Source organism: Enterobacter sichuanensis (genome assembly GCF_009036245.1).
GTDB lineage: Bacteria > Pseudomonadota > Gammaproteobacteria > Enterobacterales > Enterobacteriaceae > Enterobacter > Enterobacter sichuanensis.
Genome location: NZ_CP027986.1, coordinates 4,165,373 through 4,182,879, shown reverse-complemented (window position 1 = coordinate 4,182,879; position 17,507 = coordinate 4,165,373). Strand labels below are relative to the sequence as shown.

The window sequence follows — 17,507 nt, the reverse complement described above, 5'->3', positions numbered from 1 at the left end:
AAAAATTGACACACATTTGCTGTTAATAGCACCGCGGAAAGGGGAGTGCAAGCGAGGAGTTTTCAGGAAGGATACCCCTTACGCCCTGAAGCGTAAGGGGTAATAGCATTACAGGGCTGCGATAACCGCCTGCTGCTCAATCAGCTTGGTCTTCGCATCGGCGAAAGCCACCAGACGCTCACGCTCTTTCGCGATGACCGCTTCCGGCGCACGGGCAACAAAGCCTTCGTTCGCCAGTTTGCTTTCGATCTTGCCGATTTCCACGTCGACTTTCGCCACTTCTTTCGCCAGACGCGCCAGCTCAGCATCTTTGTCGATAAGGCCTGCCATCGGGATCAGCAGCTCGGCGCCGTCGATGATTTTGGTCACGGAGACCGGACCTTTGTCATCAGCAGGCAGCACGGTGATGCTTTCCAGGCGCGCCATGGTTTTCAGGAAGGTGTTGTTCTCGTTGACACGACGAACCGCCGCCTCGCTGCAGCCGCGCAGCAGCAACTCCAGTGGTTTGCCCGGGGCGATGTTCATTTCAGCACGGATGTTACGTACCGCTACGATCGCCTGCTTCAGCCACTCGGTATCTGCAGATGCCGCGTCATCAACTTTCGCCGCATCGAATTCCGGGAACGGCTGCAGCATGATGGTGTCGGCATTGATGCCTGCAATCACCTTCACGCGCTGCCAGATGGTTTCGGTGATGAATGGAATGACCGGATGCGCCAGGCGCAGCAGACCTTCCAGGACGGTAATCAGCGTATTACGCGTACCGCGCAGTTCAGCCTCAGTGCCGCCGTTCATGACCGGCTTCGCCAGTTCCAGGTACCAGTCACAGAACTGGTTCCAGGTGAATTCGTACAGAATGCCCGCCGCGATATCGAAGCGGAAGCTGTCCAGCGCCTCGCGGAACGCTTTCACCGTCTGGTTGAATTCCGCCAGGATCCAGCGGTCTGCCAGAGACAGGGTCATCTCGCCGCCGTTGAAGCCGCAATCCTGATCTTCGGTGTTCATCAGTACGAAGCGGCTGGCGTTCCACAGCTTGTTACAGAAGTTACGGTAACCTTCCAGACGCTTCATGTCCCAGTTGATGTCGCGACCGGTAGAGGCCAGCGCCGCCAGGGTGAAACGCAGGGCGTCGGTACCGTGAGCCTCAATCCCGTTCGGGAACTGCTTCTCGGTACGCTTGCGGATTTTCTCTGCCAGCTGTGGCTGCATCATGTTGCCGGTGCGTTTTTCCAGCAGCTCTTCCAGAGAGATACCGTCAACCATATCCAGTGGGTCAATGACGTTACCCTTGGACTTGGACATCTTCTGGCCTTCATCATCACGGATAAGACCGGTCATGTAGACGGTATGGAACGGAACCTGCGGCTTGCCGTCTTCGTCTTTGATGAAGTGCATGGTCATCATGATCATGCGGGCAATCCAGAAGAAGATGATGTCGAAGCCGGACACCATCACGCTGGTTGGGTGGAACTGACGCAGCGCGTCGGTGTTCTCCGGCCAGCCGAGTGTGGAGAAGGTCCACAGTGCGGAGGAGAACCAGGTATCCAACACGTCTTCGTCCTGGCGCAGGGCAACGTCTGCACTCAGGTTGTTTTCCTGACGCACTTCATCTTCGCTACGTCCTACGTAGACGTTGCCTTCGTTGTCGTACCACGCCGGGATACGGTGACCCCACCACAGCTGACGGGAGATACACCAGTCCTGAATGTCACGCATCCAGGAGAAGTACATGTTTTCGTACTGCTTCGGCACGAACTGGATGCTGCCGTTCTCAACCGCTTCAACAGCCGGTTTCGCCAGCACGTCGGCACGCACGTACCACTGATCGGTCAGCATTGGCTCGATAACCACGCCGCCACGGTCGCCGTACGGCACGGTCAGATCGTGAGGTTTGATCTCTTCCAGCAGGCCGAGCGCGTCAACGGCAGCCACGATCGCTTTACGCGCCGCAAAACGTTCCAGCTTCTGGAACTCAGCCGGAATGTCGCTTGAGTAAACGTCAGATTCGTTGCCTTTGGTGTCATACACTTCTGCGCTTTCACGGATATCACCGTCGAAGGTCAGAATGTTGATCATCGGCAGGGCGTGACGACGGCCCACTTCATAGTCGTTGAAGTCGTGCGCCGGGGTGATTTTCACGCAGCCGGTGCCTTTTTCCATATCGGCGTGTTCGTCGCCCACAATCGGAATACGGCGGTTCACCAGCGGCAGCACCACGAATTTACCGATCAGATCTTTATAACGCGGATCTTCCGGGTTAACGGCCACGCCGGTATCGCCCAGCAGGGTTTCCGGACGGGTGGTCGCGACCACCAGGTAATCTTTACCGTCTGCGGTTTTAGCGCCGTCGGCCAGCGGATAGCGGATGTGCCACATGGAGCCCTTGGACTCGCAGTTTTCCACTTCCAGGTCAGAGATGGCGGTGCGCAGTTTCGGGTCCCAGTTTACCAGGCGTTTGCCACGGTAAATCAGGTCTTCTTTGTAGAGGCGGACGAAAACTTCTTTCACGGCGTTGGACAGGCCTTCGTCCATGGTGAAACGCTCGCGCTCCCAGTCAACGGAGTTGCCGAGACGGCGCATCTGACGGGTAATGGTGCCGCCAGATTCTGCTTTCCACTGCCAGATTTTGTCGATGAAGGCGTCGCGACCGTAGTCGTGGCGAGTTTTCCCTTCTTCAGCGGCAATTTTACGCTCAACCACCATCTGGGTCGCGATACCCGCGTGGTCAGTCCCCGCCTGCCACAGGGTGTTTTTACCCTGCATACGCTGGTAGCGGATCATGGTGTCCATGATGGTCTGCTGGAAAGCATGACCCATATGCAAACTGCCGGTGACGTTCGGCGGCGGGATCATGATGCAGAAGGACTCTTTGCTTTCGTCGCCGTTAGGCTTGAAATAGCCCTGCTGTTCCCAGTGCTCGTAAAGCGGCTGTTCGATATCGCGTGGGTTATATGTCTTTTCCATTATTTCCAGGTTGCCGTATTCAGGTTAAAACCAGCCAGGCGGTACGCTTTATAGCGTTCGCGCGCCAGTTGTTTCAAAGATTCTTCGTAAGGGACAAAGTCTACCACTTCTGTGAAAGCGGTGGCAAAATCTGCAAAATCTATCCGCAGGCTAATCAGAATATCGCGCGCGCTGCTGCTGCGCTTTTGCGGCCAGGCAATTTCAACCGGTGCGCCGCCGCGTGGGCCTTCGCCTGACAGGTTATGCGGTACAAAGCTCTCCGGCGGGCGCGCCCACAGCGCTTCATCAAGTCGAATCGCCTGCTGTTCATCTTCACAGGCAATCAGCACACGTTTACCTGCGCGCCAACGTTCTGCGGCAATTTCACACACCAGTTGTTCGACGGCGCTCAGGCCATCCTGATGGGTGTCGTTGTCCAGAAGGTAGAACGTTGCATTCTTCATATATGGGGGTTCTTGTTTTGGATTCAAAGGCAAAGCCGGGTGGCGCTACGCTTACCCGGCCTACAGTTTGCTGCCGTGATGACTTACTCGTCGCCGTTAAAACCCGCGCGGTTCAGCAGGAACTGCGACAGTAACGCCACCGGACGACCGGTTGCGCCTTTGGCCTTACCGGAGCGCCATGCGGTGCCCGCGATATCCAGGTGCGCCCAGTTGTACTTGCGGGTAAAGCGTGCCAGGAAACAGCCTGCAGTGATAGCACCACCAGGACGTCCGCCGATGTTCGCCATGTCCGCGAAGTTAGACTCCAGCTGATCCTGATACTCATCACCCAGCGGCAGACGCCATGCGCGGTCGCCGGCCTGCTCCGAGGCACTAATAAGCTCATGCGCCAGCGGATTGTGGTTCGACATCAGACCGGTGATGTGATGGCCCAGCGCAATCACACAGGCGCCGGTGAGCGTAGCGACATCAATCACCGCTTCCGGCTCGAAGCGTTCCACATAGGTCAGCACGTCACACAGCACCAGACGGCCTTCGGCGTCGGTGTTCAGCACTTCAACCGTCTGTCCGGACATGGTGGTCAGGACGTCACCCGGACGATAGGCACGACCGCCAGGCATGTTTTCGCAGCCCGCCAGTACGCCAATAACGTTAACAGGCAGCTGAAGCTCCGCCACCATGCGCATCACGCCATACACCGCCGCCGCGCCGCACATGTCGTACTTCATCTCATCCATGCCTTCGGCCGGCTTGATGGAGATACCGCCGGAGTCGAAGGTCAGGCCTTTACCGACGAGCACGATAGGGCGCGCATCTTCGGACGGATTGCCCTTGTACTCAATGACCGACATCAGCGACTCATTCTGCGAGCCGTTACCCACCGCCAGATAAGAGTGCATTCCCAGCTCTTTCATCTGCTGTTCGCCAATGACGCGGGTAATGACATTCTTGCTGTAGGCATCGGCCAGCTGACGCGCCTGAGAGGCCAGGTATGCGGCGTTACAGATGTTCGGCGGCATGTTGCCGAGGTCTTTGGCCGCTTTAATGCCGGCAGCAATGGCCAGACCGTGCTGAATGGCGCGCTCGCCGCTGGTCAGTTCGCGGCGGGTTGGCACGTTAAAGACCATTTTACGCAGCGGGCGACGCGGCTCGCTTTTATTGGTCTTCAGTTGATCGAAGCTGTACAGGCTCTCTTTTGCCGTTTCGACCGCCTGACGGACTTTCCAGTAGGTGTTACGTCCTTTGACGTGCAGCTCCGTCAGGAAACAGACGGCTTCCATTGAACCGGTGTCATTCAGCGTATTAATCGTTTTCTGAATCACCTGCTTATACTGACGCTCATCCAGCTCGCGTTCTTTGCCGCAGCCAATTAGCAGAATGCGTTCGGACAGGACGTTCGGAACATGATGCAGTAACAGCGTCTGCCCTGGTTTGCCTTCCAGTTCGCCACGGCGCAGCAGGGCGCTAATATAGCCGTCACTGATTTTATCGAGTTGTTCGGCGATCGGGGAGAGTCGGCGCGGTTCAAAGACGCCCACAACGATGCAGGCACTCCGCTGTTTCTCCGGGCTACCGCTTTTTACACTGAACTCCATGCACTACGCTCCTGAATCTTAAAGACAACGGCGGCGGCTACGGATAGAATTGAAACCTTTCGTAACTCATGTCCGCTGTTGTGGTGACTTCGTGTTAATCTTACGTTACTACGGTTTCGACACGTCAGAAAAAGTCCTGAAGCGTGAATCCGCCGGATGTTTTAATCTTAGCGATGATTTCGACGACTCAAGAGAATAAATGACGTTTAAGCCATGAAACAAGCGAAATTCCTGCAAAGAGACGGGTTTTTACGGGCGTATTTAAAGTGATAATCATAAGATATCTGGTGCGGGAGACGCTCAAAAGCCAGCTGGCGATCCTCTTCATCCTGCTGCTGATTTTTTTCTGTCAGAAGCTGGTTAAGATCCTCGGTGCGGCTGTTGACGGCGAAATTCCAACGAATCTGGTGCTTTCCCTGCTTGGTTTAGGGATCCCGGAAATGGCGCAGCTTATCCTGCCGTTAAGTCTTTTCCTTGGTCTGCTCATGACCCTTGGGAAGCTCTACACCGAGAGTGAAATCACGGTGATGCATGCCTGTGGCCTGAGCAAAGCGGTACTGGTGAAAGCGGCCATGATACTGGCGCTGTTCACGGGAATTGTTGCGGCGGTGAATGTGATGTGGGCGGGCCCCTTGTCTTCCCGTCATCAGGACGAAGTGCTGGCCGAAGCGAAAGCCAACCCCGGCATGGCGGCGTTAGCCCAGGGGCAATTCCAGCAAGCCACCGACGGGAACTCCGTGCTCTTTATTGAGAGCGTTGACGGCAGCAAGTTTAACGACGTCTTCCTGGCGCAGCTGCGTACGAAAGGTAACGCGCGTCCGTCAGTGGTCATTGCCGATTCCGGGCAACTTGCTCAGCGCAAAGACGGTTCGCAGATCGTGACGCTGGACAAAGGTACCCGTTTCGAAGGGACCGCGATGCTGCGTGACTTCCGTATTACGGATTTCCAGAACTATCAGGCCATCATCGGCCATCAGACGGTGGCGCTCGATCCAACCGATACCGAGCAGATGGATATGCGTACCCTGTGGAATACCGATACCAACAGAGCGCGTGCGGAGTTCCACTGGCGTATTACTCTCGTATTTACCGTATTTATGATGGCGCTGATTGTTGTTCCGCTGAGCGTGGTGAACCCGCGTCAGGGACGCGTGCTCTCGATGCTGCCAGCGATGCTGCTTTACCTGATCTACTTCCTGCTGCAAACCTCGATTCGTTCCAACGGCGCGAAGGGTAAGCTGGACCCTATGGTCTGGACATGGTTCGTGAACAGCTTGTATATCTTACTGGCGCTGGGATTAAACCTGTGGGATACGGTGCCTGTGCGCCGCATACGTGCCCGATTCTCGCGTAAAGGAGCCATCTAATGCAGGCGTTTGGCGTTCTTGATCGCTATATCGGTAAAACCATTTTTACCACCATCATGATGACGTTGTTCATGCTGGTGTCGCTCTCCGGCATTATCAAATTTGTCGACCAGCTGAAAAAAGCCGGGCAGGGAAGTTATGACGCGCTCGGCGCGGGAATGTATACCCTGCTCAGCGTGCCGAAAGATGTGCAGATCTTCTTCCCGATGGCGGCGCTGTTGGGTGCGCTGCTGGGGCTGGGGATGCTGGCGCAGCGCAGTGAACTGGTTGTTATGCAGGCATCGGGTTTTACCCGTATGCAGGTTGCGTTGTCGGTAATGAAAACCGCGATCCCGCTGGTGCTGTTGACCATGGCGATCGGTGAGTGGGTTGCGCCGCAGGGTGAACAGATGGCGCGTAACTACCGCGCTCAGGCGATGTACGGTGGTTCTCTGCTTTCCACTCAGCAAGGGTTATGGGCGAAAGATGGCAACAGCTTCGTCTACATCGAACGCGTAAAAGGCGATGATGAGTTAGGCGGTGTGAGCATCTACGCCTTCAATGACCAGCGCCGCTTGCAGTCAGTTAAACACGCCTCTTCGGCGAAGTTTGACCCTGAACATAAGCAGTGGCGTTTGTCGCAGGTTGATGAGTCTGACCTGAGAGATCCGAAACAGATCACCGGTTCTCAGACGGTGTCCGGTACGTGGAAGACCAACCTCACGCCCGATAAGCTCGGGGTCGTGGCGCTGGATCCTGACGCGCTTTCCATCAGCGGTTTACACAACTATGTGAAATACCTGAAGTCGAGCGGCCAGGATGCGGGACGTTATCAGCTCAACATGTGGAGCAAAATCTTCCAGCCGATGTCCGTGGCGGTGATGATGCTGATGGCGCTGTCGTTTATCTTCGGCCCGCTGCGCAGCGTGCCGATGGGGGTGCGTGTTGTCACCGGTATCAGCTTCGGCTTTGTGTTTTACGTGCTCGATCAGATCTTCGGTCCATTGACGCTGGTGTATGGCATTCCGCCAATTATTGGCGCGCTGCTGCCAAGCGCCAGTTTCCTCCTGATCAGCCTCTGGTTGTTGCTTAAACGCTCCTGATTGACCTCTCCTCGCTTCCGGTTACCCGGGAGCGAGGCTAATCTCCTGTTTCACCCCGCACTTTTTCTCACAACCTTCAACGTCCCGCCGCGAATTTGAGTATTATTGAGCGATAAAGTCGTGAAGGGATCCTCTATGAAGCAAATTCGAATGCTTGCCCAGTATTACGTCGACCTGATGATGAAGCTTGGGCTGGTGCGTTTCTCCATGCTGCTTGCGCTGGCGCTGGTCGTTCTGGCCATCGTCGTGCAAATGGCCGTCACCATGGTTCTGCATGGTCAGGTCGAGAGTATCGACGTCATCCGCTCTATCTTCTTTGGATTGCTCATTACTCCCTGGGCGGTCTATTTCCTGTCTGTGGTAGTTGAACAGCTGGAAGAGTCCCGTCAGCGTTTGTCAAAACTGGTCGATAAACTGGAAGAGATGCGCGAGCGCGACCTTAAGCTTAACGTTCAGCTCAAAGACAACATTGCGCAGCTCAATCAGGAGATTTCGGATCGTGAGAAGGCGGAAGCCGAGCGTCAGGCCACGCTTGAGCAGCTGAAAATCGAAATGAAAGAGCGTGAGGTCACGCAGATCCAGCTTGAACAGCAATCCTCTTTCCTGCGTTCGTTCCTGGACGCGTCGCCGGATCTGGTGTTCTACCGCAATGAAGATAAAGAGTTTTCCGGCTGTAACCGGGCCATGGAGTTGCTCACCGGGAAAAGCGAGAAGCAGCTTATCCACCTGAAGCCGCAGGACGTTTACTCTGAAGAGGCGGCCGCCAAGGTTATGGAAACGGACGAAAAAGTGTTCCGTCACAATGTCTCGCTGACCTATGAACAGTGGCTGGATTATCCGGACGGACGCAAAGCCTGCTTTGAGATCCGTAAGGTCCCCTACTATGACCGCGTGGGGAAACGCCACGGCCTGATGGGCTTTGGGCGCGACATCACCGAGCGTAAGCGCTATCAGGATGCCCTGGAGCGTGCCAGCCGCGATAAGACCACCTTTATCTCTACCATTAGCCACGAATTGCGTACGCCGCTGAATGGTATCGTCGGGTTGAGCCGCATTCTGCTGGATACCGACCTGACCGCGGAGCAGGAAAAATACCTCAAAACTATCCATGTCTCGGCGGTCACGCTGGGGAATATCTTCAACGATATTATTGATATGGATAAGATGGAGCGCCGAAAAGTTCAGCTTGATAATCAGCCGGTTGATTTCACCAGCTTCCTTGCGGATCTGGAAAACCTGTCCGGCCTGCAGGCGCAGCAGAAGGGACTGAGCTTTGTCATGGAGCCAACCCTGCCGCTGCCGCATAAAGTGGTGACTGACGGTACGCGTCTGCGTCAGATCCTGTGGAACCTGATCAGCAACGCGGTAAAGTTTACCCAGAAGGGGCAGGTGGCCGTGCGTGTCCGCTATGACGACGGTGACATGCTGCACTTTGAGGTGGAGGATTCCGGGATTGGTATTCCGCAGGAGGAGCAGGACAAAATCTTTGCCATGTACTACCAGGTGAAAGACAGCAATGGCGGGAAACCGGCTACCGGTACGGGCATTGGCCTGGCGGTGTCGAAACGGCTGGCGAAGAGCATGGGCGGGGATATCACCGTTGCCAGTCAGCCGGGCAAAGGCTCAACGTTCACCCTGACGGTGCATGCTCCGGCGGTGGCGGAAGAGGTTGAGGATACCTTTGAAGACGACGATATGCCGCTGCCTGCGCTGCATGTCCTGCTGGTGGAAGACATCGAGCTGAACGTGATTGTGGCGCGCTCGGTGCTGGAAAAACTGGGCAACAGCGTGGATGTCGCGATGACGGGCAAAGCCGCGCTGGAGATGTTTAAACCGGGTGAATACGACCTCGTTCTGCTGGATATTCAACTGCCGGATATGACCGGGCTGGATATCTCGCGTGAGCTGACGCGTCAGTACGCGGCCGATGAGCTGCCGCCGCTGGTTGCGCTGACGGCGAACGTACTGAAAGATAAAAAAGAGTATCTCGATGCCGGTATGGACGATGTGCTCAGCAAGCCGCTGGCGGTGCCTGCTTTGACCGCTATGATCAAGAAGTTCTGGGATACCCATGATGAAGAGGAGAGCACCATGACGTCTGTTGATAGCGCAAAAGCCCAAACGATACTCGATACCGCGATGCTGGAGCAGTATATCGATCTGGTCGGCCCGAAACTGATTACCGACGGTCTGGCGGTGTTCGAAAAAATGATGCCGGGCTATCTGAGCGTGCTGGAGTCCAACCTGACTGCGCGCGACCAGAAAGGCATCGTAGAAGAAGGACATAAAATCAAAGGCGCAGCCGGCTCGGTCGGCCTGCGCCACCTGCAACAGCTGGGTCAACAGATTCAGTCGCCTGATTTACCTGCATGGGAAGATAACGTGGGTGATTGGGTTGAAGAGATGAAACAAGAGTGGCAAAACGATGTTGCGGTGCTTAAAGCCTGGGTCGATACCAGAAAAAAATGACCCCGGCTTAACCGGGGTGCGCGAATACTGCGCCAACACCAGGGAAATTGTGGCTGCGCCTGTTTTTTCAAGTATTTTTCGAATCGGCGCCGCCTGAAAAATTTAGGCCGCACGCAGATAAGATAGCAAATCTTAAATGGTTTGTTACATGAATCAGTGAAATGTGTGAAGCATAGCGTTTTAATCAAAATTATTAATGTGCTTCAGCAAGTTGCAGAAAAGGATCCTCATGATGAAAAAGATTGGTGTCGTGCTGAGTGGATGCGGTGTTTACGATGGCTCTGAAATACATGAAGCCGTCATTACGCTGCTGGCCCTGGCAAAACAGGGTGCAGAGGTGATTTGTTTTGCGCCGGACAAAAATCAGGCGGATGTGATTAACCATCTCACGGGTGAGCCAATGGCGGAAACCCGTAACGTACTGGTTGAGGCCGCGCGTATTGCCCGCGGAAATATTCACCCTCTTATTCAGGCAGACGCCACAGAGCTTGATGCGCTAATTGTGCCCGGTGGGTTTGGCGCGGCCAAAAATCTCAGTACGTTTGCCACCCAGGGGGCGGAGTGTCAGATCGATCCGCATCTAAAAACGCTGTCGCAGGCTATGCACGCGGCGGGAAAACCGCTGGGCTTTATCTGCATCGCCCCCGCCATGCTGCCTAACATTTTTGATTTCCCGCTGCGCCTGACCATCGGGACGGATATTGATACCGCGGAAGTCATTGAAGATATGGGCGGCGAGCACGTGCCTTGTCCGGTGGATGACATTGTGGTGGACGAAGACAATAAGATCGTCACCACGCCTGCGTATATGCTGGCGCAGAATATTGCAGAAGCGGCCACGGGTATTGAGAAGCTGGTGGCCAGAGTGCTGGTGCTGGCTGAATGAGTCGTCCATCCGGTGCTGGCGCATGGGTGAAGCGCACCCTGTTGCGCATCGTTCTTGTGCTGGCGGTCTTCTGGGGCGGGGGACTCGCCCTGTTCAGCATTCTGCCCGTGCCATTTTCTGCCGTGATGGTTGAACGTCAGCTCGGCGCATGGTTTACCGGTGATTTCAGCTATGTCGCGCATTCTGATTGGGTGAGCATGGACGACATCTCGCCCTTTATGGGGCTGGCCGTGATTGCGGCGGAGGATCAGAAATTCCCGGAACACTGGGGGTTCGACGTCGCGGCCATAGAGAAGGCGCTGGCCCATAATGAACGCCACGAAAACCGCGTGCGCGGCGCATCAACTCTGTCACAGCAGACGGCAAAGAATCTGTTTTTATGGGACGGCCGCAGCTGGGTACGAAAAGGGCTGGAAGCGGGGCTGACGCTGGGCATGGAAACGGTCTGGAGTAAAAAGCGCATTCTGACCGTCTACCTGAATATCGCTGAGTTTGGCGATGGGGTATTTGGCGTGGAAGCGGCTGCACAACGCTATTTTAATAAACCGGCCAGCCGGTTGAGTATGTCTGAAGCGGCGTTATTGGCCGCGGTGTTACCTAACCCTATCCGCTTTAAAGCCAGTGCCCCGTCAGGGTACGTGCGAAGCCGTCAGGCGTGGATTCTGCGTCAGATGCGTCAACTGGGTGGGGAAGGGTTTATGCAGCGTAATCAGCTGATGTAAGGCGGGTAAGCGCAGCGCCACCCGCCAGAAAATGAGGCGTTAGTCTTCGTCAAAACCGGCGTTAAACAGCGCAACCACCGCCGCCAGCGCTTCCTCTTCCTGAGGGCCGGTGGCTTCAACTTCAATCTGGCGGCCTTTGGCGGAGTCCAGCATCAGCAGCGCAATCACGCTGTTTGCTTCCGCTTCGGTACCTTCATCATTTCGCAGCAGAACTTCCGCATCGAAACCCTGCATCAGTTCAAACAGCTTCATCGCCGGGCGCGCGTGCATGCCCAGCTTATTGGTGATCTCAACGGTTTGTTTTACGGTCATGTTTTACGTTTTTCCAGCGTGCGATGACGGGACTGAACGTTCTTCCCGCGCGAGCGGAAATAGTCGGCCAGCTGTTCGGCGATGTAGACCGAACGATGTTTACCGCCGGTACAGCCAATCGCCACCGTCAGGTAGCTGCGATTGTTTGTCTCCAGCATAGGTAACCATAGCTCAAGGTAGCTTCGCGTCTGGTAGATAAAATTGTGAACTTCTGTGTGCCTGTCGAGGAAGGCCGCGACGGGTTTATCCAGACCGGTCATGGGACGCAGTTTTGGATCCCAGTGCGGGTTCGGCAGGAAGCGCACGTCGAAAACATAATCCGCATCAATTGGAATCCCGTGCTTAAAGCCAAAGGATTCGAACACCATCGTCAGTTCGCGCTCGCGCTTGCCCAGCAACCGGGTACGCAGCATTTCCGCCAGCTCGTGAACGGACATCTCAGAGGTGTCGACAATCAGGTCAGCGCGTGAACGCAGCGGCTCCAGCAGGTCGCTCTCTTCGTCGATAGCGCTCTCCAGAGAGAGGTTCTTGCTGGAAAGCGGGTGCAGACGACGGGTATCGCTGTAGCGACGGATCAGGGTATTGCGGTCTGCATCAAGGAACAGTAGCTGAGGCGAAAACGCATCAGGCAGGTTACTCATCGCCTGTTCAAAAATTTCAGGCGATTCAGGCATGTTACGAACGTCGATACTGACGGCGGCAGAGGTTTGTCTTTCCGCAAGCGTGCGAGCCAGATCGGGTAGCAACACGACCGGCAGGTTATCTACGCAGTAAAAACCCATGTCTTCCAGCGCGCGCAGAGCAACGGACTTCCCCGACCCTGAACGACCACTGACAATCATCAGCACCATGTTCCGTTTCTCCTCAGGACAACAGATGTGAAGGCCATCTCCTGGTTATGCATCATCCTGATTGCCTTCTGCTTCAGTGATAATCTGATAGAGCTCTTCATCACTTTGGGCCGAGCGCAGTCGGCGGCAAATGGTTTTATCGGCCAGACGTTTGGCAACCAGCGACAGCGTATGCAGATGGGTTTTCGTCTGGTCGGCAGGCACCAGCAGCGCGAAGAGAAGATCGACGGGCTGGTTATCAATGGCATCGAAGGCAATGGGTGTTTCAAGCTGCACAAACACACCCACGGCACGCAGGGTATCCTCTTCCAGTTTGCCGTGCGGGATGGCGATGCCGTTGCCGATACCGGTACTGCCCATTTTTTCACGGGTCAGGATCGCTTCGAACACCACCTGTGGCGGCAGGCCCAGCTGTTTTGCGGCCAGCTCACTGATGATCTCCAGCGCACGTTTTTTGCTCTGGCAGTGAACAGCACTGCGGGTACATTCCTGGTTAAGGACATTGCTCAGTTGAAGAGCGGAATCGTTGTTCATCATAATTTCACCTAAGCGCTAACTGTACAAATGGCCTGTTGTGTTTCACAACAGGCCGTCCTGCACCCGTTAACTGCCCGGACAATTAGTGTTGTTTCAGTTTATCTTTATGTTTATTGAGCTGTCGCGCAAGCTTATCAATCAAGCCGTCGATAGCCGCGTACATGTCTTGCCCTTCCGCACTGGCATGAAGTTCCCCCCCATTAACATGCAGGGTGGCATCCGAGATGTGAGTCACTTTCTCCACTTTCAACACAATATAGACCTGGTTGATCCTTTCGAAATACTGCTCGAGTTTTGCAAACTTCGTATTCACAAAGTCGCGTAAAGCCTCAGTAATTTCGACGTTTTGTCCAGTGATGTTGAGCTGCATAGTGTCTTCCTTATCGGTTGTGTCAGACCAGCTGTTTACGCTGGTTGGACGGCGGAATGGATAAAGACTCTCGATACTTCGCGACAGTACGACGTGCCACCATAATACCCTGTTCGGACAGCATGGTGGTTAACTTACTGTCACTCAGTGGCTTCGCGGGGTTCTCCGCGGCGATCAACTTCTTCACCAGGGCACGAATCGCGGTTGAGGACGCTTCGCCGCCACCCTCGGTATTGACGTGGCTGGAGAAGAAATACTTAAGCTCAAAAATACCGCGTGGACTGTGCAGATACTTCTGCGTGGTGACACGGGAAATGGTTGATTCATGCATCTCGACGGCCTGGGCGATATCCGCCAGCACCATCGGTTTCATATACTCTTCGCCCTGCTCAAAGAACGCCTGCTGCTGTTCGACAATGCAGCGGCTGACGCGAAGCAGCGTATCATTACGGCTCTCCAGACTTTTGATCAACCATCGCGCTTCCTGCAAATTGCTACGAATATATTGATTGTCGGAGTCGTTACGCACGCTGGTGCACATGGAGGCATACTGCTGGTTGATTTGCAGGCGAGGAATACTGTCAGAATTCAGTTCAACGACCCAGCGGCCATTGTGTTTTCGGACCAGCACATCCGGGATCACGTATTCGGGTTCGCTGGTCTGGATCGACTGACCGGGGCGCGGATCGAGCGACTGTATCAGATTCACCGCTTCTTTCAGCACGTCTTCTTTCAGCCGCGTGACGCGCATCAGGGTGCGGAAATCGTGGTTAGCCAACAGATCCAGATAATCGCTGATGATTAAGCGCGCCTCATCAAGCCACGGCGTCTCTTTGCTGAACTGAGAAAGCTGGATCAGCAGGCAGTCGCGCAGATCTCTTGCGGCCACGCCTACCGGATCGAAACGCTGAATGCGCTTCAGAACGGCTTCAACCTCCTCAAGCTCAATCTCTTCGTCGCCCATGCTTTCGAGGATGTCGTCCAGCGTGACGGTTAAATAGCCGGTGTCATCAACGGCATCGACAATGGATGTGGCAATCGCACGATCGGTGTCGGAGAAGGGGGTCAGTTCCACCTGCCACATCAGGTAATCCTGAAGCGACTGAGTGGTTTCTCCCTGATAGACCGGTAGCTCATCGTCCTGGTAGTCCGCACGCGTTCCGGATGGGGTTCCGGCGGTGTAGATCTCATCCCAGCTGGCATCCAGCGGAAGCTCGTCCGGCATCTCTTTTTGTTCGAGTGCATCCGCGGTGTCGAGCGCTTCTGTATCCTGCGATTGCTGGGTATCTACCTCGTCATGAAGATCGGTTTGTTCCAGCAGGGGGTTACTGTCCAGCGCCTGCTGGAGTTCCTGCTGAAGTTCTAACGTGGACAGTTGCAACAGGCGAATTGCCTGCTGTAGCTGCGGCGTCATTGCCAGTTGTTGGCTGAGCCTTAATTGCAAACCTTGCTTCATGTTCAGAGCATTTTTCTCCGGTTCGGCGTTACGTTACCTCTACCCTATCAGAGTCTGAAGTCTTCCCCAAGATAGACGCGCTTAACATGATCATCTTCGAGGATTTGTTGCGGCGTACCGTGGGCGATCAGGTTACCCTGGCTCACAATATACGCACGTTCACACACGGCCAGCGTTTCACGCACGTTGTGGTCGGTGATCAACACGCCAAGCCCGCTGTCGCGCAGGTGCTCAATGATACGTTTAATGTCGATAACGGAGATCGGATCAACACCCGCAAACGGTTCATCCAGAAGGATAAATTTCGGGTTTGCGGCCAGCGCACGCGCAATCTCAACGCGTCGGCGTTCCCCACCGGAGAGTGCCTGACCGAGGCTGTCGCGCAGATGCTCAATGTGGAACTCTTCCATCAGCTCGTTGGCACGATCCTGACGCTGTTCGCTGGTCAGATCGTTACGAATTTGCAGAACCGCCATCAGGTTATCGTAAACGCTAAGGCGACGGAAAATGGAGGCTTCCTGCGGCAAATAGCCGATCCCGCGGCGTGCGCGTGCATGCAGCGGCAGAAGGCTGATGTCTTCATCATCAATGACAATGTTGCCAGCATCGCGCGGCACAATGCCAACGACCATGTAGAAGGTTGTCGTTTTACCCGCACCGTTAGGGCCAAGCAGGCCCACAATTTCGCCGGAGTTAACGGTCAGACTGACATCCTCTACGACACGGCGGCCCTTATAGGCCTTCGCGAGATTTTTTGCAGTTAATGTTGCCATAACGAATTAGTTACTCTTCTTCTGTGCCGGGGCCTGGCCTTTGCCTTTGTCCTGCAGCTGCGACGGTACCAGTACGGTGGTGACGCGTTTGCCTTTCTCGCTGGAGGCCTGCATTTTTTGCTCTTTAACCAGATAGGTAATCTTGTCGCCGGTAATGTTGCTGTCCAGCTGTTCCAGGTACGCATTTCCGGTCAGGATCACCAGATCCTTCGCCAGCTCATAGTGCATATGCGTGGCATGGCCTTTCACCGGTTTGCCGTTGTCCTGCATTTGGTAGAAGGTCGCCGGATTACCGTAGCCATCGATAATCTCTTTGCCCTGCTCGCCACCCGGACGGGTAACAACCACCTTGTCGGCGTTGATTTTGATGGTGCCCTGAGTCATGACGACGTTACCCGTGAAGGTGACGACATTACCCTGCATATCAAGAGACTGGGTGTCGGACTCGATATGAATCGGCTGCTCGGTATCGCCCGTTACAGCAAGCGCGGGGAGACTGGTCGCCAGCATCGCGCTGGCGATAATTACTTTAAGGCTGAGTTTGTTTGTTTTGAATTTCATAGGAGGTTCTAACCTTTTCAATCAGCTCGGCGTTTTTGCTGCGTAAGTTCCCGCGCATTCTCAAACCGCTGGAATTAAATGTTGTGCCATACAGAGTAACCAGATCCTGCGACGTCACATCCTGGGTCACCAGGTTGATCTGGGCATTATCCGTCGTAATTTTTCGCAGTTGCGAGTCAGCGGTCAGGGCGTTGACTTCAACGTGGCCATACAGATAAAGCATACGGTCATTTGTCAGTTTTGCCCGGTCTGACTTGATTGACCACGTCGGTACTTTGTCCTTATCAAACGTGGTCATAACAGGTTGGGTAAACCACGAAATACCGTCATCTGAAAAATATTCAACATGCTGGGCAATCAGGCGATAGTTCAGCGCGCCTTGCGGGCTGTAGACCACAGTGTCGCTGTGATCGCTTTTATAGGTTGGATCGTTATTGTTGATCACTTCCGTTTGCGTATCGTCGCGATCGGCAAGGTTCACGCCAATCAATACCAGGGCGATAAGCGAAAGCAAAATGATAACCCAACGTCTGGTTTTACTCATATCGATTGCCCTTTGGCCTCATCAAGCTTGCCCTGCGCCAGCAGGAGCAGATCGCAGACTTCACGGACGGCACCTCGGCCCCCGTTGATGTGGGTAACGTAGTCCGCACGCGGGATCAGCAGCGGATGCGCATCGGCAACGGCGATACTCAGCCCAACTTCAGCCATTACTGGCCAGTCAATCAGATCGTCCCCGACGTAGGCCACCTTTTCCGGTGCGATAGCCAGTTTACCCAGTAAATCGTTGAACGCCGCCATCTTATCGGATTGACCCTGATACAAATGGGTAATGCCTAAGGTTTCACAGCGGTCTTCTACCAGTTTAGCTTTCCGTCCGGTGATGATAGCCACCTCGATACCTGAGGTCAGCGCACAGCGGATACCGTAGCCGTCGCGAACGTTAAACGCTTTTAGCTCTTCACCGTTATTACCCATATAAATCAGGCCATCGGAGAGTACGCCATCCACATCCAGAATGAGCAGGCGAATGTTTTCCGCCTTTGCCATCATCTGGGTACTGACCGGACCATAACAGGTTGCAAGGGATGCACCCGCATTACTCATTGTCTTATCCTT

At 54.8% G+C, this 17,507-nt stretch carries 17 protein-coding genes; 5 read left to right on the top strand and 12 right to left on the bottom strand.

Annotated features, from left to right (window positions below):
- Positions 1-108 precede the first annotated feature (108 nt).
- The 3 genes from C1N69_RS20270 to pepA form a co-directional block, all read right to left on the bottom strand.
- Positions 109-2,964 (bottom strand): valine--tRNA ligase, encoded by a 2,856-nt coding sequence (locus C1N69_RS20270; protein ID WP_059385403.1) that lies wholly within the window; start codon positions 2,962-2,964, stop codon positions 109-111.
- A complete protein-coding gene (gene holC / locus C1N69_RS20265; protein ID WP_025756683.1) occupies positions 2,964-3,407 on the bottom strand; it encodes a DNA polymerase III subunit chi in 444 nt (147 codons plus the stop codon). The genes C1N69_RS20270 and holC overlap by 1 nt, the downstream gene beginning before the upstream one ends.
- A gap of 83 nt (positions 3,408-3,490) precedes the next feature.
- Positions 3,491-5,002, bottom strand: a complete 1,512-nt coding sequence (gene pepA / locus C1N69_RS20260) for a leucyl aminopeptidase (protein ID WP_025756684.1) — start codon at positions 5,000-5,002, stop codon at positions 3,491-3,493.
- A gap of 266 nt (positions 5,003-5,268) precedes the next feature.
- On the opposite strand from pepA, the gene lptF reads away from it, so the two are divergent.
- From lptF to mtgA, 5 genes are all read left to right on the top strand, one after another.
- Positions 5,269-6,369: an LPS export ABC transporter permease LptF gene (gene lptF / locus C1N69_RS20255; RefSeq protein ID WP_045284739.1), complete on the top strand. Its 1,101-nt coding sequence runs from the start codon at positions 5,269-5,271 to the stop codon at positions 6,367-6,369.
- Positions 6,369-7,451, top strand: a complete 1,083-nt coding sequence (gene lptG, locus C1N69_RS20250; RefSeq protein WP_025756686.1) for an LPS export ABC transporter permease LptG — start codon at positions 6,369-6,371, stop codon at positions 7,449-7,451. Before lptF ends, lptG begins: the two co-directional genes overlap by 1 nt.
- Positions 7,452-7,586: 135 nt before the next feature.
- Positions 7,587-9,920, top strand: coding sequence for an aerobic respiration two-component sensor histidine kinase ArcB (arcB, locus tag C1N69_RS20245; RefSeq protein ID WP_045284740.1), 2,334 nt, complete (start codon positions 7,587-7,589; stop codon positions 9,918-9,920).
- 232 nt (positions 9,921-10,152) lie between these two features.
- Complete coding sequence (gene elbB, locus C1N69_RS20240) at positions 10,153-10,806, top strand: isoprenoid biosynthesis glyoxalase ElbB (RefSeq protein ID WP_025756688.1); 654 nt, start codon at positions 10,153-10,155, stop codon at positions 10,804-10,806.
- Positions 10,803-11,528: a monofunctional biosynthetic peptidoglycan transglycosylase gene (mtgA, locus tag C1N69_RS20235; RefSeq protein ID WP_095441913.1), complete on the top strand. Its 726-nt coding sequence runs from the start codon at positions 10,803-10,805 to the stop codon at positions 11,526-11,528. The genes elbB and mtgA overlap by 4 nt, the downstream gene beginning before the upstream one ends.
- A gap of 39 nt (positions 11,529-11,567) precedes the next feature.
- Here mtgA and npr read toward each other — a convergent pair whose 3' ends face one another.
- The 9 genes from npr to kdsC all read right to left on the bottom strand — a co-directional run bounded on the left by npr (position 11,568) and on the right by kdsC (position 17,495).
- Entirely contained in the window at positions 11,568-11,840 is a 273-nt protein-coding gene (gene npr / locus C1N69_RS20230; RefSeq protein ID WP_025756690.1) for a PTS phosphocarrier protein NPr, read from the bottom strand.
- On the bottom strand, positions 11,837-12,691 hold the full coding sequence (gene rapZ, locus C1N69_RS20225; RefSeq protein ID WP_014885397.1) for an RNase adapter RapZ: 855 nt from the start codon (positions 12,689-12,691) through the stop codon (positions 11,837-11,839). The genes npr and rapZ overlap by 4 nt, the downstream gene beginning before the upstream one ends.
- A 45-nt stretch (positions 12,692-12,736) precedes the next feature.
- Positions 12,737-13,228: a PTS IIA-like nitrogen regulatory protein PtsN gene (gene ptsN / locus C1N69_RS20220; protein WP_008501443.1), complete on the bottom strand. Its 492-nt coding sequence runs from the start codon at positions 13,226-13,228 to the stop codon at positions 12,737-12,739.
- An 82-nt stretch (positions 13,229-13,310) separates the two neighbouring features.
- Entirely contained in the window at positions 13,311-13,598 is a 288-nt protein-coding gene (hpf, locus tag C1N69_RS20215) for a ribosome hibernation promoting factor (protein ID WP_013098943.1), read from the bottom strand.
- A gap of 22 nt (positions 13,599-13,620) precedes the next feature.
- Positions 13,621-15,054 (bottom strand): RNA polymerase factor sigma-54, encoded by a 1,434-nt coding sequence (gene rpoN / locus C1N69_RS20210; protein ID WP_155031789.1) that lies wholly within the window; start codon positions 15,052-15,054, stop codon positions 13,621-13,623.
- A gap of 47 nt (positions 15,055-15,101) precedes the next feature.
- Positions 15,102-15,827, bottom strand: coding sequence for an LPS export ABC transporter ATP-binding protein (lptB, locus tag C1N69_RS20205; protein ID WP_025756692.1), 726 nt, complete (start codon positions 15,825-15,827; stop codon positions 15,102-15,104).
- A gap of 6 nt (positions 15,828-15,833) precedes the next feature.
- A complete protein-coding gene (gene lptA, locus C1N69_RS20200; protein WP_025756693.1) occupies positions 15,834-16,388 on the bottom strand; it encodes a lipopolysaccharide ABC transporter substrate-binding protein LptA in 555 nt (184 codons plus the stop codon).
- Positions 16,357-16,932, bottom strand: a complete 576-nt coding sequence (gene lptC, locus C1N69_RS20195; RefSeq protein WP_047959546.1) for an LPS export ABC transporter periplasmic protein LptC — start codon at positions 16,930-16,932, stop codon at positions 16,357-16,359. Before lptC ends, lptA begins: the two co-directional genes overlap by 32 nt.
- The gene (kdsC, locus tag C1N69_RS20190) at positions 16,929-17,495 is read right to left on the bottom strand and encodes a 3-deoxy-manno-octulosonate-8-phosphatase KdsC (RefSeq protein WP_059385405.1); all 567 of its coding nucleotides are present in this window, start codon (positions 17,493-17,495) and stop codon (positions 16,929-16,931) included. The genes lptC and kdsC overlap by 4 nt, the downstream gene beginning before the upstream one ends.
- Positions 17,496-17,507: the final 12 nt, after the last annotated feature.

Bases quoted from the DNA above. Each gene is read 5' to 3' on its own strand.
- C1N69_RS20270 (WP_059385403.1), bottom strand. From the start codon at position 2,964: ATGGAAAAGACATATAACCCACGCGATATCGAACAGCCGCTTTACGAG.
- lptA (WP_025756693.1), bottom strand. From the start codon at position 16,388: ATGAAATTCAAAACAAACAAACTCAGCCTTAAAGTAATTATCGCCAGC.
- rapZ (WP_014885397.1), bottom strand. From the start codon at position 12,691: ATGGTGCTGATGATTGTCAGTGGTCGTTCAGGGTCGGGGAAGTCCGTT.
- npr (WP_025756690.1), bottom strand. From the start codon at position 11,840: ATGACCGTAAAACAAACCGTTGAGATCACCAATAAGCTGGGCATGCAC.
- rpoN (WP_155031789.1), bottom strand. From the start codon at position 15,054: ATGAAGCAAGGTTTGCAATTAAGGCTCAGCCAACAACTGGCAATGACG.
- mtgA (WP_095441913.1), top strand. From the start codon at position 10,803: ATGAGTCGTCCATCCGGTGCTGGCGCATGGGTGAAGCGCACCCTGTTG.
- pepA (WP_025756684.1), bottom strand. From the start codon at position 5,002: ATGGAGTTCAGTGTAAAAAGCGGTAGCCCGGAGAAACAGCGGAGTGCC.
- lptB (WP_025756692.1), bottom strand. From the start codon at position 15,827: ATGGCAACATTAACTGCAAAAAATCTCGCGAAGGCCTATAAGGGCCGC.
- holC (WP_025756683.1), bottom strand. From the start codon at position 3,407: ATGAAGAATGCAACGTTCTACCTTCTGGACAACGACACCCATCAGGAT.
- kdsC (WP_059385405.1), bottom strand. From the start codon at position 17,495: ATGAGTAATGCGGGTGCATCCCTTGCAACCTGTTATGGTCCGGTCAGT.
- elbB (WP_025756688.1), top strand. From the start codon at position 10,153: ATGAAAAAGATTGGTGTCGTGCTGAGTGGATGCGGTGTTTACGATGGC.
- lptG (WP_025756686.1), top strand. From the start codon at position 6,369: ATGCAGGCGTTTGGCGTTCTTGATCGCTATATCGGTAAAACCATTTTT.
- ptsN (WP_008501443.1), bottom strand. From the start codon at position 13,228: ATGATGAACAACGATTCCGCTCTTCAACTGAGCAATGTCCTTAACCAG.
- arcB (WP_045284740.1), top strand. From the start codon at position 7,587: ATGAAGCAAATTCGAATGCTTGCCCAGTATTACGTCGACCTGATGATG.
- hpf (WP_013098943.1), bottom strand. From the start codon at position 13,598: ATGCAGCTCAACATCACTGGACAAAACGTCGAAATTACTGAGGCTTTA.
- lptC (WP_047959546.1), bottom strand. From the start codon at position 16,932: ATGAGTAAAACCAGACGTTGGGTTATCATTTTGCTTTCGCTTATCGCC.